Genomic DNA, 14,390 nt, shown 5'->3' with positions numbered 1-14,390 from the left:
ATATAGAAAGACTTGATCGGCTGATCCGGAGCTGGCACGGCGATTGCAGAACGCTGTGCATGGCCGCACTGTCCGCGGCCCAGGGACAGCCAATGATCCGTGACACTTCCGCTCAAGACCGCCTGGTCGAGGTCAAATCCAGCCCCCGGCGCCGACTGCTGCTGATCGGCGGCGGCGTCGCCGTACTCGCCGTGCTCGCCATCGTCCTGCCCGGCGCGATGCGGCTGTTCTCCGCCGAAGCCTCGGTGAGCGCCTCGCGGCTTTCGTTCGGCACGGTCGAGCGCGGGCCGTTCGTGCGCGACATCGCCGCCGAGGGCAAGGTGGTCGCCGCGGTCAGCCCCACCCTGTACGCCACCTCCGGCGGCGCGGTGACCCTGCAGGTGCACGCCGGCGACACGGTGAAGAAGGGCCAGGTGCTGGCTACCATCGTCAGCCCCGAGCTGACCAACAAGCTGGCGCAGGAGCAGTCCAACGCCGACGCGATGGAAGTGGAATACCAGCGCGCGCAGATCGACGCCCGCAAGAAGCGCGGCGAGCTGCAGAAGGCCTACGACAACGCGCTGATCGACCAGCAGGCCGCCGAGCGCGACCTCGACCGCAACGAAAAGGCTTTCGCCAAGGGCGCGGTGCCGGGCATGGACGTGGACCGATCCAAGGACACCCTGCAGAAGGCCAAGATCACCACCATGCATGCCAAGGCCGACCTGGGCATGGACAACGACAGCCTCAACTTCGACATCCAGTCGAAGAAGCTCGCGCACGAGCGCCAGGTGCTGCTGGTGCAGGACCTGCAGCGCCAAGTCGACGACCTCAACGTGAAGTCGCCGGTGGACGGCCAGGTCGGCCAGTTGTTCATCGCCGAGCGCGCCACCGTGGCGAAGGACGCCCAGTTGCTCAGCGTGATCGACCTGTCCGCGCTGGAAGTGGAGATGAAGGTGCCGGAAAGCTTCGCGCGTGACCTGGGCATCGGCATGGGCGGCGAGATCACCGGCAACGGCAAGACCTGGAAGGGCCTGGTCAGCGCGATCTCGCCCGAGGTGGTCAATGGCGAGGTGGCCGCGCGGCTGCGCTTCGAGGGCGACACGCCCAAGCAGTTGCGCCAGAACCAGCGCCTGTCCGTGCGCATCCTTCTCGACAAGCGCGACAACGTGCTGACCGTGCAGCGCGGCTCGTTCGTCGACGAGTCCGGCGGCAGCTACGCCTACCTCGTGCACGACGGCATCGCCGAGAAGCACCCGATCCGCGTCGGTGCCAGCAGCATCGACAAGGTGGAGATCCTCGACGGCCTGAAGGAAGGCGACAAGATCGTGATCTCCGGCACCGACAGCTTCAAGAACGCGGCGAAGGTGGCTATCAGCCGATAGCCGGGAACGGGGACAGGGAATAGGGCGGATTCGGGCACACGAGCTCTCGATCCTTCCTTTCCCCGTTCACCGCTTCCCATTCCTTCCCGATCAAAGCCGAAACCTCCGAACCACAGTCCACCGCACAAGACGAACGAGGAAACCCTCCATGCTGAAGATGACCCACCTGTCCAAGGTCTACCGCACCGAAGTGGTGGAGACCTACGCGCTGCGCGATTTCAACATCAACGTGAAGGAGGGCGAGTTCGTCGCCGTCACCGGCCCGTCCGGCTCCGGCAAGACCACCTTCCTCACCATCGCCGGCCTGCTGGAAACCTTCACCGGCGGCGAGTACCACCTCGACGGCGTGGAGGTGAGCAAGCTCGACGACAACGCCCGCTCGAAGATCCGCAACGAGAAGATCGGCTTCATCTTCCAGGCGTTCAACCTGATCCCCGACCTCAACGTGTTCGACAACGTCGAGGTGCCGCTGCGCTACCGCGGCATGAAGTCGGCCGAGCGCAAGCAACGCATCATGGAGGCGCTGGAGCGCGTCGGCCTGGCCTCGCGCGCCAAGCACTATCCGGCCGAGCTGTCCGGCGGCCAGCAGCAGCGCGTCGCCATCGCGCGCGCGCTGGCCGGCTCGCCGCGCCTCCTGCTGGCGGACGAACCGACCGGCAACCTGGACACCCAGATGGCCCGCGGCGTGATGGAGCTGCTGGAAGAGATCCATCGCGAGGGCGCCACCATCGTGATGGTCACCCACGATCCGGAGCTGGCCGCGCGCGCGCAGCGCAACGTGCACATCATCGACGGCCAGGTGGTGGACCTGTCGGAGGATCCGCGCTTCCACGCCGCGCACGCCGCCGCCGACCAGGCCCACGGCTGAGGTCGACCGCATCGCGCCTCCTGTGCGCAGGGGGCCGGGGAACGGGGCGCCGCTCGCGGCAAGGGCGCCTCTTTCCGGACTCCCCCGGCGGCCGAAGGGCTCCCTTCGGGACAGGCGGGACGAACGCGGCGGGCGCCTTCCCGTGCAGACGGGAGGGCGCGACAACCAACGGAATCCACGATGTTCGCTTATTACCTCCAACTCGGCCTGCGCAGTCTCCGGCGCAGCCCCATGCTGACCGCCCTGATGGTGATGGCGGTGGGTTTTGGCGTGGCTGCGTCGATGATCACCTGGTCGGTGTTCCGCGCGGTGTCGGGCGACCCGATTCCCGGCAAGTCCGCGCAGCTCTACACGGTACTGATCGACAATCGCGGGCCGCAGTACAACGACAACGGCGAGCCGCCGGAGGCGCTCACCTATACCGACGCCACCGCCCTGGTCGCGGCAGGCAAGGCCGCGCACCAGACGCTGTTCTACAACGTGGCGCCGTCGGTGCTGCCCGAGGGCAACCAGAGCCTGCCGTTCATCGCCAACGGCTATGCCACCAACGCGGATTTCTTCGGCATGTTCGACGTGCCGTTCGAGTACGGCGGCGGCTGGCATGCGAGCGACGACGCAGGGCGCGCCGCGGTGGCGGTGATCAGCCACGAGCTCAACCAGCAGCTTTTCGGCGGCGCGGACAGCGTGGGCCGCGAGATCACCATGGACCGGCACACCTACCGCATCGTCGGCGTGGCCGCTCACTGGGACCCGAAGCCGCGCTTCTTCGACCTGTTCAGCGGCAACGCATTCGGGGACCCGGTGCAGTTGTACCTGCCGTTCGCCCGCGCGGTCGACGTGCAGATGGACACCGCCGGCCGCAACAACTGCGGCAGCAACGCGGATTTCGGCGTCGGCCGCGACGCCTGGCTGCACGGCGAATGCGTGTGGGTGCCGATGTGGGTGGAACTGCCCGACCCGGCCGCCGCGAAAGGTTATCGCGAGTTCCTGACCAACTACGCCGCCGAGCAGCAGCGCGCCGGCCGCTTCCATTGGGCGCCGAACGTGCGCCTGCGCGACGTCAACGACTGGCTGGACCACATGCGGGTGGTGCCGCCGGAAAGCCGCATCTCGCTGATGGTGGCGCTGGGCTTCTTCGTGATCTGCCTGGTCAACACCATCGGCCTGCTGCTGGCCAAGTTCATGCGCCGCGCCGCCGAGATCGGCGTGCGCCGCGCGCTGGGGGCGCCGCGGCTCGAGATCTACCACCAGTTCCTGGTCGAGGCGGGAACGGTGGGCCTGGCCGGCGGCGTGCTGGGCCTGTTGCTGACCGCGCTGGGCATGTTCGGCGTCGGCCTGCTGTTCGAGCCGGAGATCGCCCGGCTCGCGCACCTGGATCTTTCGCTGGTGGCGACGACCCTGCTGGTGGCGATCGTGGCTACCGTGCTGGCCGCGTTCTATCCCACCTGGCGCGCCGCCAGGGTACAGCCGGCCTGGCAGCTGAAGAGCAACTGAGGGCGATGACGATGCAGATCAAACCCATCCTCGCCGCGATGCGCCACCACAAGGCCGGCACCGTGCTGATCGCGCTGCAGATCGCGCTGACCCTGGCGATCGTCTGCAACGCGCTGTTCATCATCCAGCAACGCACGGCCCGGGTGTCGCGGCCCAGCGGCGTGGAGGAAACCGACCTGTTCGTGATCCGCAGCGACTGGGCCGACAAGTCCGACCCGCGGCGGATCGACGCGCAGATGCAGGCGGACCTGATCGCGCTGCGCCAGCTCGGCAGCGTGCAGGAGGCGTCGTCCACCAACAGCTTCCCGCTGCGCGGCACCGGCTGGGACAACTTCATCAAGCTGCAGCCGGACCAGGTCAAGATGACCACCGACGCGGCGATCTTCTTCGCCGACGAGCGCACCCTGGCGGCGCTGGGCACCCGCCTGGTCGCCGGACGCAATTTCACCGCCGGCGAAATCGGCGCGCAGCAGCCGCGCGACGCGCTGCATTCGGCGCAGGTGATCATCAGCAAGGCGCTGGCAGAGCGGCTGTTTCCGCAGGGTTCGGCGCTGGGCAAGACCATCTACGTGTCGATGGGGCGCACGCCTTCCACCGTGATCGGCATCACCGACACGCTACAGGCGCACATGACCGGTAGCTGGGCCAATCCGTACGCGTACAACGCCGTGCTGATCCCGGCGCGGCTGCTGAACGACTACACCTACTACCTGGTGCGCGCGCGGCCCGGCCAGCTTGCCGCCGCCATGCGCGACGCGCCGAAGGCCCTGTACGCGCAGAGCCGCATGCGCATCATCAACGCGAAGGACGGCGTGATGAGCTTCGCCCAGGTGCGCCGTCGCGCCTACGAACGCGACGTGGGCATGGCGATCCTGATGGGCATCATCAGCGTGGTGCTGCTGGCGATCACCGCCGCCGGCATCGTCGGGCTGACCAGCTTCTGGGTCGGCCAGCGGCGCAAGCAGATCGGCGTGCGCCGCGCGCTGGGCGCGACGCGCGGCGACATCCTCGGCCACTTCCTCACCGAGAACCTGTTGATCGGCATCGGCGGCGTGCTGATCGGCGCGGTGCTGGCGGTCGGCATCAACCTGTGGATGGTGGCCCAGTTCGAAATGGCGCGGCTGTCGCTGGCCTACGTGGTGGCCGGCGTGGTCGCGCTGTTGCTGCTCGGCCAGGGCGCGGTGCTGGCCCCGGCGCTGCGCGCCTCGCGCGTGTCGCCGGTGGAGGCGACGCGGAGCGTGTGAATCAACCGGGATTGGGGATTGGGGATTCGTGAAAAGCAGCGATGCAGCGAGCCCCAGGCTTTTCCAAATCCCGAATCCCGAATCCCCTTTCCCAAGGACTCACCATGTTCGGCTATTACCTCGATCTTGCCGTGCGCAGCCTCAAGCGCAGCCCCGGCCTTACCGCGCTGATGGTGCTGGCGATCGGCTTCGGCGTGGCCGCCTCGATGACCTCGTGGTCGGTGTTCCGCGCGGTGTCGGGCGACCCGATCCCGTGGAAGTCGTCGAAGCTGTTCGTGCCGCAGATCGACAACTGGGGGCCGCAGGGCCGCGATGCCGGCGCCGAGCCGCCGAATGCGATGAGCTATGCCGACGCCACGACGCTGATGCGCGACCACCGCGCGAAGCGGCAGTCGGCGATGTACCAGATCTCGCCCTCCATCGTGCCCGCCGACGCGAGCAAGCACCCGATCAACGTCAGCGGCCACGCGGTGTTCGGCGAGTTCTTCCCGATGCTGGAGACGCCGTTCCTGTACGGCAGCGGCTGGAGCGCGGCCGATGATGCCAATCGCGCCCAGGTGGCGGTGATCAGCGGCAAGCTCAACCAGAAGCTGTTCGGCGGCGTCGACAGCGTGGGCCAGAACCTCAGCATCGAGGGCGGCAGCTATCGCGTGGTGGGCGTGCTGGACGACTGGAACCCGCAGCCGCGCTTCTACGACGTGGTGAACTCGGGTGGCTTCGACAGCGGCAGCGAGGACGTGTTCGTGCCGTTCCTGACCGCCATCCAGGCCGGCATCCCGAACGACGGCAACACCAACTGCAATGCCACGCCGAAGGAATCGGGCTTCGTCGGCCTGCAGCATTCGGAGTGCGTGTGGATCGCCTACATGGCCGAACTGGACGACGCGGCGGCGGCGAAGACCTACCGCGACTACCTGCAGGGCTATGCGCGCGAACAGCAGCAGGCCGGCCGTTTCAGCTGGGCGCCGAACAACCGCCTGCGCAACCTGCCGGACTGGCTGGACAACCAGCACGTGGTGCCGAGCGACACCAAGGTCTCGCTGCTGGTGGCGCTGGGCCTGCTGCTGGTGTGCCTGGTCAACACCATCGGCCTGCTGCTGGCGAAGTTCCTGCGCCGCAGCGCCGAGATCGGCGTGCGTCGCGCGCTCGGCGCGCCGCGTGCGGCGATTTACATGCAGTTCCTCACCGAGGCCGGCATCGTCGGCGCGGCCGGCGGCGTGCTGGGCCTGCTGCTCACCTGCACCGGCGTGGCCAGCGTGGGCTGGGTCATGCCGAAGGACATCGCGGACCTGGCCCGGCTCGATGTCTCGCTGCTGGTGCTGACCATGCTGGTGGCCGTGGTCGCCACGATGCTGGCCGGCCTGTACCCCACCTACCGTGCCTCGCGGGTGCAGCCCGCGTGGCAGCTGAAATCGAACTAGCCGGTCGTCGCCCCGGCGAAGGCCGGCGGCCAGCGACTCTCAACTACAGCCAAGGCAACGGATTCCGGCGTTCGCCGGAATGACGAGCAGAGAGGATTCCACCATGAAACTGCATCCCATGATCGCGGCATTGCGAAAGCACAAGGCGGGCGTGGTGCTGATCGCGTTGCAGATCGCACTGACCCTGGCGATCGTGTGCAATGCGATCTTCATCATCGGCCAGCGCGTCGAGCGGGTGGGCCGGCCCACGGGGCTGGACGAGGGCAACCTGTTCGTGGTCAGCCAGCAATGGGTGGGCGCGCCCAGCGCCGACACGCCCGACGGCGTGGCCAAGCTCGACGCCATGCTGAAGGAGGATCTCGCCACGCTGCGCAGCCTGCCCGGCGTGGCTTCGGCGGCGCCGATCAACTCGCTCTCGCTGCTCAACTCCACCTGGGCCGGCGCGCTTTCGACCAAGCCGGGCACCAATTTCACCGACAGGGGCAGCAACGTGCGCACGGCGTACTACTTCACCGACGAGCAGGTGCTGCCCACCCTGGGCCTGCGCCTGGTGGCGGGCCGCAATTTCAACGCAGCGGACGTGCAGAACCACGGGTTCCGCGAGCAGTTCACGTATCCGGTGGTGATCGTCACCCAGGCGCTGGCGGACAAGCTGTATCCGAAGGGCGACGCGGTGGGGAAGACGATCTACGTCGATGGCAGCAGTTCGCCCAGCACCATCGTGGGCGTGGTGGCGCGCATGCAGACACCGGCCGTCGGCTGGGGCGACAACTTTGCCTGGCACGCCACCCTGGTCCCGGTCCGGCTGGACGCCAACTTCACGCGCGTCGCGGTGCGCGCCAAGCCGGGCCAGCTCGAGGCGGCGATGAAGGCGACGGCACCCGCGCTGTACCAGGTGAACCGGCTGCGCGTGCTCGACGACGACAGCGTCCGCCCGTTCACCGACATCCGCGCCAAGGCCTATCGCGCCGACGTGGGCATGGCGGTGCTGATGGGCGTGATCTGCCTGATCCTGATCGGCGTCACCGCCGCCGGCATCGTGGGCCTCACCAGCTTCTGGGTCGGCCAGCGGCACCGGCAGATCGGCGTGCGCCGCGCCCTGGGCGCGCGGCGGATCGACATCCTGCATTACTTCCAGATGGAGAATCTGCTGATCGCCGGCGCCGGCGCGGTGATCGGCATCGTCATGGCGGTCGGCCTGAACATGTGGCTGATGAGCCGCTACGAGATGGACCGGCTGCCGGTGTTCTACGCGCTGATCGGCGTGGTGGCGGTGCTGGCGCTGGGCCAGTGCGCGGTGTTCGTGCCGGCGCGGCGCGCCTCCAACGTGCCGCCGGTGGTGGCGACGCGGGCGGCGTGACCGGCCCGCGCGCCGCGCGTTTTCCACGACCCGAGGCTTCACCCGCGAAGGCGGACCTTTCGACAGGGGCGACACGATGTTCGGCTACTACCTCGATCTGGCGTTGCGCAGCCTCAAGCGCAACCGCATGCTCACCGCCCTGATGGTGGTGGCGATCGCGCTGGGCATCGGCGCCTGCATGACCACGCTGACCGTGCTGCACGTGCTGTCCGGCGACCCGTTGCCGGGCAAGAGCGCGCGGCTCTACTACCCGCAGATCGACCCGCAGGACATGGACGGCTACCAGCCGCAGAACGAGCCGCCGCTGCAGGTAAGCTGGACCGACGGCATGAACCTGCTGCACGCCAAGCGTGCGGACAACCAGGCGCTGATGACCGGCGGCTCGGTGCCGATCCAGCCGGAGCAGTCGTCGCTCGAGCCCTTCTACGACGACGCGCGCTACACCACCGCCGGGTTCTTCGCCATGTTCGAGGTGCCCTTCCTCTACGGTCGCGCCTGGAGCGAGGCCGACGACGACGGCAGCGCGCGGGTGGCGGTGCTCTCGCGCAAGCTCAACGACAAGCTGTTCGGCGGCGCGGACAGCACCGGGCGCACCGTGCGGATGGAGGACGTGGCGTTCCGCGTCGTCGGCGTGATCGACGACTGGCGGCCCAACCCGCACTTCTACGATCTCTTCTCGGCGCGCTACGGGGGCGAGGAGAGCGTGTTCGTGCCGCTGACCACCGCGGCCGACCTGAAGTTCGGCCGCAACGGCTCGATGGACTGCTGGGGCAAGGGCTCGGGCGACAACATGAAGACCGCCACCTGCACCTGGCTGCAGCTCTGGGTGCAGCTCGATTCGCCGGCCAAGGCGGCGGCCTACAAGGATTTCCTGATCCACTATTCGCAGGAGCAGAAGGCGATCGGCAATTTCCAGCGGCCGCCCAACGTGCGCCTGCGCAACCTGATGGAGTGGCTGGACTACGCCAAGGTGGTGCCCTCGGACGTGCGCCTGCAGGTGTGGCTGGCGCTGGGCTTCCTGCTGGTGTGCCTGGTCAACACGGTGGGCCTGATGCTGGCCAAGTTCCTGCGCCGCAGCGCCGAGCTGGGCGTGCGCCGCGCCCTGGGCGCATCGCGGCGCTCGGTATTCGCGCAACTGCTGGTGGAGGCGGGCACGGTCGGGTTGGTCGGCGGCCTTGGCGGCCTGCTGCTGGCCGTGGCCGGCCTGTGGCTGGTACGCAGGCAGCCCGTGAACTATGCCGCGCTGGCGCACCTGGACCTGCCGATGCTCGCGACCACGTTCCTGCTTGCCGTCGGCGCGACGCTGCTGGCCGGTCTGCTGCCAGCCTGGCGCGCCTGCCAGGTCACTCCCGCCCTGCAACTGAAGAGCAACTGACATGGACATCGTGCCCATTCTCTCCACCCTGCGCCGGCACAAGACCACCGCCTTGCTGGTGGTGCTGGAGATCGCGCTGACCTGCGCCATCGTCTGCAACGCGGTGTTCCTGATCAGCAATCGCCTGGAACGGATGAAGATGCCCGGCGGCGTGGCCCAGCACGAGCTGATAATGGTGCAGGCGGCCAGCATCGGCCAGCAGGCGGATGCGAAGGCGCGCGCCAGGGAGGACCTTGCGCTGCTGCGGCAGATCCCCGGCGTGACCGCGGCGGCGCTGGTCAACGAGGTGCCTTTCACCAACAGTTCGTGGAACACCAGCATCAAGCTCGACCCCAAGCAGAAGCTGGCCACGCTCAACGCCACGCAGTACTACGGGGAGAACCTGCTGCAGACCTTCGGCACGCGCCTGGTGGCCGGCCGCTATTTCCGCGACGACGAGTACATGGATTTCGCGGACATCCGCAACAACGAAGAGCTGCAGGCCAAGGTGGGCTCGATCGTGATCACCCAGGGGCTGGCCGAAAAACTGTGGCCGGGGCAGAGCCCGCTGGGCAGGTCGATCTACCTGGGCGATTCCTCGGTGCGGGTGATCGGCGTGGTGGCGGGGCTGATCCGTCCCTCGCTGTTCAACGGCGACGCCAGCGCGCAGTGGTCGATGGTGTTTCCGCTGCGGATGGATACCGGCAACGCCAGTCGCTACGTGCTGCGCAGCGCGCCGGCCGAGCGCGAGCGGGTGCTCGCCGCCGCCGCCGCCGCGCTGCGCAAGGCCGACCCGCACCGGGTGATCCTGGACAAGAAGACGCTGGACGAACTCCGCGACGATTTCTTCCAGGGCGACCGCTCGATGGCGGGGCTGATGCTCGGCGTCTGCGTGGCCCTGCTGGTGGTGACCGCGCTGGGCATCGTCGGCCTGGGCAGCTTCTGGGTGGCGCAGCGGCGGCGCACCATCGGCGTGCGCCGCGCGCTGGGCGCCACGCGGGGGAACATCCTGCACTACTTCCAGACCGAGAACTTCCTGCTGGCGACGATCGGCATCGCACTGGGGATGGTGCTCGCCTACGGCATCAACCTGTTCCTGATGGTGCACTACGAGTTGCCGCGGCTGCCGGCGTTCTACCTGCCCGTGGGCGCCGCCGTGCTCTGGCTGATCGGCCAGGCGGCGGTGCTCGGGCCCGCGCTGCGCGCGGCCGCGGTGCCGCCGGTGGTGGCGACGCGCTCGGTGTAGCGGCTCGGCGCATCCGGTTTCCGGGCAACCCGCCCATGCAATCCCCCGAACGGCGAACCGTCGCCGACGAACCCGATGGAATGACGATATGTTTGTTTACTACCTCGATCTCGCACTGCGCAGCCTGAAGCGCAACAAGGTATTGACGGCGCTGATGGTGATCGCGATCGCGGTCGGCATCGGCGCCAGCATGACCACGCTCACGGTGACCTACCTGCTCTCCGGCGATCCGCTGCCGGGCCGCAGCCAGCGCATCTTCTATCCGCAGGTGAACCCGTCGCCGCATGCGTCCACCAAGCACGGGCCGTGGGACGTGATGGACTACCGCTCGGCGATGGACCTGTGGAGCGCCCGCCGCGCGGACCGCCAGGCGCTGATCGCCAACGCCACCGTGAAGCTGGGCGCGCCGGGCTCGGGCCGGCCGCCGCTGATGGTGCCGACGCTGGCCACCACGGCGGATTTCTTTCCCATGTTCGACGCGCCGTTCCGCTACGGCCGCGGCTGGAGCGCCGACGACGACGCCGGGCGCACCCGCGTGGTGGTGATCTCCGACGACCTCAACCGCAAGCTGTTCGGCGGCGAGGACAGCGTGGGCCGCACGCTGCGGCTGAAGGACGGCGACGTGCGCATCGTGGGCGTGCTGGCGCCGTGGCGGCCCTCGCCGGTGTTCTACGACGTGCGCGGCGGGCGCTACTCCAACGGCGACACCGCCAGCTTCTTCGGCCGGCCCGAGGACGTGTTCGTGCCGTTCGCCGCCGCCGAGGACCTCGTCGGCAACGACTTCGATGCGTTCACTTGCTGGGCCGGCTGGGACTCCGCCAACGCCAGCCTGCAAAGCTCGCCGTGCGTGTGGATGGGCCTGTGGGTGCAGCTCGACGACGCGGCGAAGGTGGCCGGCTACCGGAGTTTCCTGGCCAGCTACGCGGCGCAGCAGAAGACGCTGGGGCGCATCGCGTATGCCGAGGACACGCGCATGATGGGCCTGATGCAGTGGCTGGATTTCAACCAGGTGGTGCCCAGCGATGTGCGCCTGCAGACCTGGCTGGCGTTCGCCTTCCTGGCGATCTGCCTGTTCAACACGGTGGGCCTGCTGCTGGCGAAATTCCTGCGCCGCGGCGGCGAGATCGGCGTGCGCCGCGCACTGGGCGCCACCCGCCGCGCGGTGTTCGCGCAGTGCCTGGTCGAGGCGGGCCTGATCGGCGTGCTCGGCGGCGTCGGCGGCTGGCTGCTCACCCTGCTGGGCCTGTGGCTGATCCGCCGCCAGCCGGTGGCCTACGCCGACCTGGCACGCCTGGACGTGGCGATGTTCCTGGTCACCTTCGGATTGGCCGTGGCGGTGAGCCTGCTCGCCGGCGCGCTGCCGGCCATGCGGGCCAGCCGCATCGCGCCGGCCCTGCAACTCAAGGTTCTGTGAGGGGAAACGCATGCAGACTGGACTGATTCTCGCCGCGCTGCGCAAGCACCGCCTCGCCACCTTGCTGATCGCACTGGAGATCGCGCTGGCCTGCGCGGTGCTGTGCAACGCCTGCTTCCTGATCGCCCATCGCATGGGGCTGACCCGCGTGGACAGCGGCGTGGACGAGAGCGCGCTGGCGGTGTTCAAGATCGACGGTTTCGAGGCGGCGCAGGCGGGCGACCTCAATGCGCGCATGCTCGCCGGCCTGCGCGCCGTGCCCGGCATGCAGTCGGCGAGCGTGGTCAACACCGCGCCGTTCGGCCTGCCGACCGGCAATGCCGGCATCAACCTCGACCGGGAAGGCAAGCGCTTCGGCGGCGTGGTGGGGCTGTACCTCGACGGGCCCGGCAGCTTCGAGGCGCTGGGCCTGCGCCTGGTTGCCGGCCGCGCTCCGCAGACGGGGGATTTCCAGCCGATGGTCGGCTTCGCGCCGAAGGACTCGCAGGTGGTGGTGAGCCACACCCTGGCCGAACACCTGTGGCCAGGGCAGGACCCGCTGGGCAAGGAGTTCTGGAGCGGCGACTACCACTTCCGCGTGATTGGCGTGGTGGCTCACATGGCGCGGCCGGGCGCGGGCGAGGGCGGTACCGGCACCATCGAGTGGTCGGTGTTCGTGCCCACGCAGCCGGGCCCCAACCTGGTCGGCACCTACCTGCTGCGCGCCGCCCCGCAGGACCTGCCGCGCGTGCTGCGCGACGCCAAGGCGGCGATCGCCAGGGCCGTCCCCGACGTGGTGATCGACCACGAGAACAGCCGCACCCTCGGCGACCTGCGCGAGCGCTACTTCCGCAGCGACCGCGTGATGGCAAGCCTGCTGGTGGGCGTGGTCGCCGCCCTGCTCGGCGTCACCGCGCTGGGCATCGTCGGCCTGGCCAGCTTCTGGGTGCAGCAACGGCGCCGGCAGATCGGCATCCGCCGCGCGATCGGGGCCACGCGCGGGGACATCCTGCGCTACTTCCAGACCGAGAACTTCCTGATCGTCACCTTCGGCATCGCGCTCGGCATGCTGCTGGCCTTCGCGCTCAACGCGATGCTGATGCGGTTCTACGAGCTGCCGCACCTGCCGCTGGCCTACCTGCCTGCCGGCGCGCTGGCGCTGTGGGGGCTGGGCCAGGTCGCGGTGCTGGGCCCCGCGCTGCGCGCCGCGGCAGTGCCGCCGGTGGTGGCGACGCGGTCGGGATGAGGCCGGGCGCGCCGGCACGCGGCCGGCGCGCGCGGTTTTCCACTGGACGCTTCGCCGCACGGGAAGCGCGCCGCGGCAAGGCATGGGCAAGGGGAGAAGTGACGGATGTTCGGCTATTACCTCGATCTGGCATTGCGCAGCCTCAAGCGCAACAAGGTGCTCACCGCGCTGATGGTGCTGGCGATCGCGCTGGGCATCGGCACCAGCATGACCACCCTGACGGTGATGCACGTGCTGTCGGGCGATCCGATCCCGGGCAAGAGCGCGCAGCTTTTTCGCGTGCGCATGAACGTGTATCCGGACGACAGCTTCCGCCAGGGCGACAAGGTGCCGGACAACCTGACCCGCCGCGACGCCGAGGCGCTGCTTCTTGCCGGGCAGGCGGACCGCCAGGCGGCGATGTCGGCGGGCGCGATGGTGGTCGTGTCCGCGAAGGGTGAGCCGCTGCGCGTGGCGACGCGCTATACCGGCGCGGATTTCTTCCCCATGTTCGACGCGCCGATGCGCTACGGCGCGGCCTGGCGCCGCGAGGACGATGCGGGCCGCGCGCGCGTCGCGGTGATCTCGGACGCGCTGAACGAACAGCTCTTCGGCGGCGCGGACAGCGTGGGGCAGACGCTGCGGGTGGGCGACCAGTCCCTGCGCATCGTCGGCGTGCTCGGCGACTGGAGCATGAACCCGCGCTTCTACGACCTCAGCAACGGCCAGTTCGGCGACAGCGAGCAGGTGTTCGTACCCCTGTCCACGGCGCTGGACCTGAAGCTGTCCACCAGCGGCTCGACGAGCTGCTGGGGCAACGCGCCCGACCCACGCGCCGCCGACGCGCCGTGCATATGGCTGCAGTACTGGGCGGAACTGGGCACCCCGGCCAAGGCGGCGGCCTACCGGCAGTACCTGCAGAACTACATCGCCCTGCAGCAGCAGGGCGGGCGTTTCACCCACGACGGCCAAGCCGGGTTGCTGGACGTGATGCAGTGGCTGGACGCCAAGGGCGTGGTGCCCGCCGACGTGCGCCTGCAGACCTGGCTGGCGCTGGGCTTCCTGGGCATCTGCCTGCTCAATACCGTGGGCCTGCTGCTGGCGAAGTTCCTGCGCCGCAGCGGCGAGATCGGCGTGCGCCGCGCGCTGGGCGCCTCGCGTCGCGCGATCTTCGTGCAGTGCCTGGTGGAGGCCGGCGTGGTGGGCATCGCCGGCGGCGCGTTCGGCCTGGCGCTGGCCGCGCTGGGCCTGGTGCTGGTGCGCCACCAGCCGACCGACTACGGCGCGTACGTCCACATGGACCTGCGCATGCTGCTGGCCACCTTCGTGCTGGCCCTGGCGAGCAGCCTGCTGGCCGGCCTGCTGCCGGCGTGGCGGGCCATGCACGTGGCGCCCGCCGTGGCACTCAAGTCGAACTAGGC

Annotated in this window: 11 protein-coding genes; all 11 read left to right on the top strand. The window is 69.0% G+C overall.

From position 1 onward, the window contains the following. The first annotated feature begins 92 nt into the window (after nucleotides 1-92). The 11 genes from ASG87_RS17705 (at nucleotide 93) to ASG87_RS17655 (ending at nucleotide 14,388) form a co-directional block, all read left to right on the top strand. Nucleotides 93-1,364 carry an efflux RND transporter periplasmic adaptor subunit gene (locus ASG87_RS17705; protein ID WP_056008312.1) on the top strand — a complete coding sequence of 424 codons (1,272 nt, stop codon included), beginning with the start codon at nucleotides 93-95 and terminating at the stop codon, nucleotides 1,362-1,364. A 148-nt stretch (nucleotides 1,365-1,512) separates the two neighbouring features. After that, entirely contained in the window at nucleotides 1,513-2,232 is a 720-nt protein-coding gene (locus ASG87_RS17700) for an ABC transporter ATP-binding protein (RefSeq protein WP_056008309.1), read from the top strand. A 180-nt stretch (nucleotides 2,233-2,412) separates the two neighbouring features. Then, entirely contained in the window at nucleotides 2,413-3,726 is a 1,314-nt protein-coding gene (locus ASG87_RS17695) for an ABC transporter permease (protein ID WP_056008306.1), read from the top strand. 5 nt (nucleotides 3,727-3,731) lie between these two features. Then, nucleotides 3,732-4,970 carry an FtsX-like permease family protein gene (locus ASG87_RS17690; RefSeq protein ID WP_082583059.1) on the top strand — a complete coding sequence of 413 codons (1,239 nt, stop codon included), beginning with the start codon at nucleotides 3,732-3,734 and terminating at the stop codon, nucleotides 4,968-4,970. A gap of 104 nt (nucleotides 4,971-5,074) precedes the next feature. Beyond that, nucleotides 5,075-6,391 carry an ABC transporter permease gene (locus tag ASG87_RS17685; protein WP_056008303.1) on the top strand — a complete coding sequence of 439 codons (1,317 nt, stop codon included), beginning with the start codon at nucleotides 5,075-5,077 and terminating at the stop codon, nucleotides 6,389-6,391. Between the two features lie 103 nt (nucleotides 6,392-6,494). Then, nucleotides 6,495-7,751, top strand: a complete 1,257-nt coding sequence (locus ASG87_RS17680; protein WP_056008299.1) for an ABC transporter permease — start codon at nucleotides 6,495-6,497, stop codon at nucleotides 7,749-7,751. 76 nt (nucleotides 7,752-7,827) lie between these two features. Beyond that, nucleotides 7,828-9,126, top strand: coding sequence for an ABC transporter permease (locus ASG87_RS17675; protein ID WP_056008296.1), 1,299 nt, complete (start codon nucleotides 7,828-7,830; stop codon nucleotides 9,124-9,126). 1 nt (nucleotide 9,127) lies between these two features. Then, the gene (locus ASG87_RS17670; RefSeq protein WP_056008292.1) at nucleotides 9,128-10,351 is read left to right on the top strand and encodes an FtsX-like permease family protein; all 1,224 of its coding nucleotides are present in this window, start codon (nucleotides 9,128-9,130) and stop codon (nucleotides 10,349-10,351) included. Between the two features lie 88 nt (nucleotides 10,352-10,439). Beyond that, the gene (locus tag ASG87_RS17665; protein ID WP_056008289.1) at nucleotides 10,440-11,765 is read left to right on the top strand and encodes an ABC transporter permease; all 1,326 of its coding nucleotides are present in this window, start codon (nucleotides 10,440-10,442) and stop codon (nucleotides 11,763-11,765) included. Nucleotides 11,766-11,775: 10 nt separating this feature from the next. Next, nucleotides 11,776-12,990 carry an FtsX-like permease family protein gene (locus ASG87_RS17660; RefSeq protein ID WP_056008286.1) on the top strand — a complete coding sequence of 405 codons (1,215 nt, stop codon included), beginning with the start codon at nucleotides 11,776-11,778 and terminating at the stop codon, nucleotides 12,988-12,990. A gap of 105 nt (nucleotides 12,991-13,095) precedes the next feature. Then, nucleotides 13,096-14,388, top strand: coding sequence for an ABC transporter permease (locus tag ASG87_RS17655; protein ID WP_056008283.1), 1,293 nt, complete (start codon nucleotides 13,096-13,098; stop codon nucleotides 14,386-14,388). The last annotated feature ends 2 nt before the right edge of the window (nucleotides 14,389-14,390 follow it).

Origin of the sequence: Frateuria sp. Soil773, from assembly GCF_001428405.1 — a bacterium.
GTDB lineage: Bacteria > Pseudomonadota > Gammaproteobacteria > Xanthomonadales > Rhodanobacteraceae > LMSL01.
Note: the sequence above shows the minus strand (reverse complement) of the source record. Positions and strands in the feature narration are given on the sequence as shown.

Coding starts and splice junctions, on each gene's coding strand:
- ASG87_RS17705 (WP_056008312.1), top strand. CDS start 93: ATGATCCGTGACACTTCCGCTCAAGACCGCCTGGTCGAGGTCAAATCC.
- ASG87_RS17700 (WP_056008309.1), top strand. CDS start 1,513: ATGCTGAAGATGACCCACCTGTCCAAGGTCTACCGCACCGAAGTGGTG.
- ASG87_RS17695 (WP_056008306.1), top strand. CDS start 2,413: ATGTTCGCTTATTACCTCCAACTCGGCCTGCGCAGTCTCCGGCGCAGC.
- ASG87_RS17690 (WP_082583059.1), top strand. CDS start 3,732: ATGACGATGCAGATCAAACCCATCCTCGCCGCGATGCGCCACCACAAG.
- ASG87_RS17685 (WP_056008303.1), top strand. CDS start 5,075: ATGTTCGGCTATTACCTCGATCTTGCCGTGCGCAGCCTCAAGCGCAGC.
- ASG87_RS17680 (WP_056008299.1), top strand. CDS start 6,495: ATGAAACTGCATCCCATGATCGCGGCATTGCGAAAGCACAAGGCGGGC.
- ASG87_RS17675 (WP_056008296.1), top strand. CDS start 7,828: ATGTTCGGCTACTACCTCGATCTGGCGTTGCGCAGCCTCAAGCGCAAC.
- ASG87_RS17670 (WP_056008292.1), top strand. CDS start 9,128: ATGGACATCGTGCCCATTCTCTCCACCCTGCGCCGGCACAAGACCACC.
- ASG87_RS17665 (WP_056008289.1), top strand. CDS start 10,440: ATGTTTGTTTACTACCTCGATCTCGCACTGCGCAGCCTGAAGCGCAAC.
- ASG87_RS17660 (WP_056008286.1), top strand. CDS start 11,776: ATGCAGACTGGACTGATTCTCGCCGCGCTGCGCAAGCACCGCCTCGCC.
- ASG87_RS17655 (WP_056008283.1), top strand. CDS start 13,096: ATGTTCGGCTATTACCTCGATCTGGCATTGCGCAGCCTCAAGCGCAAC.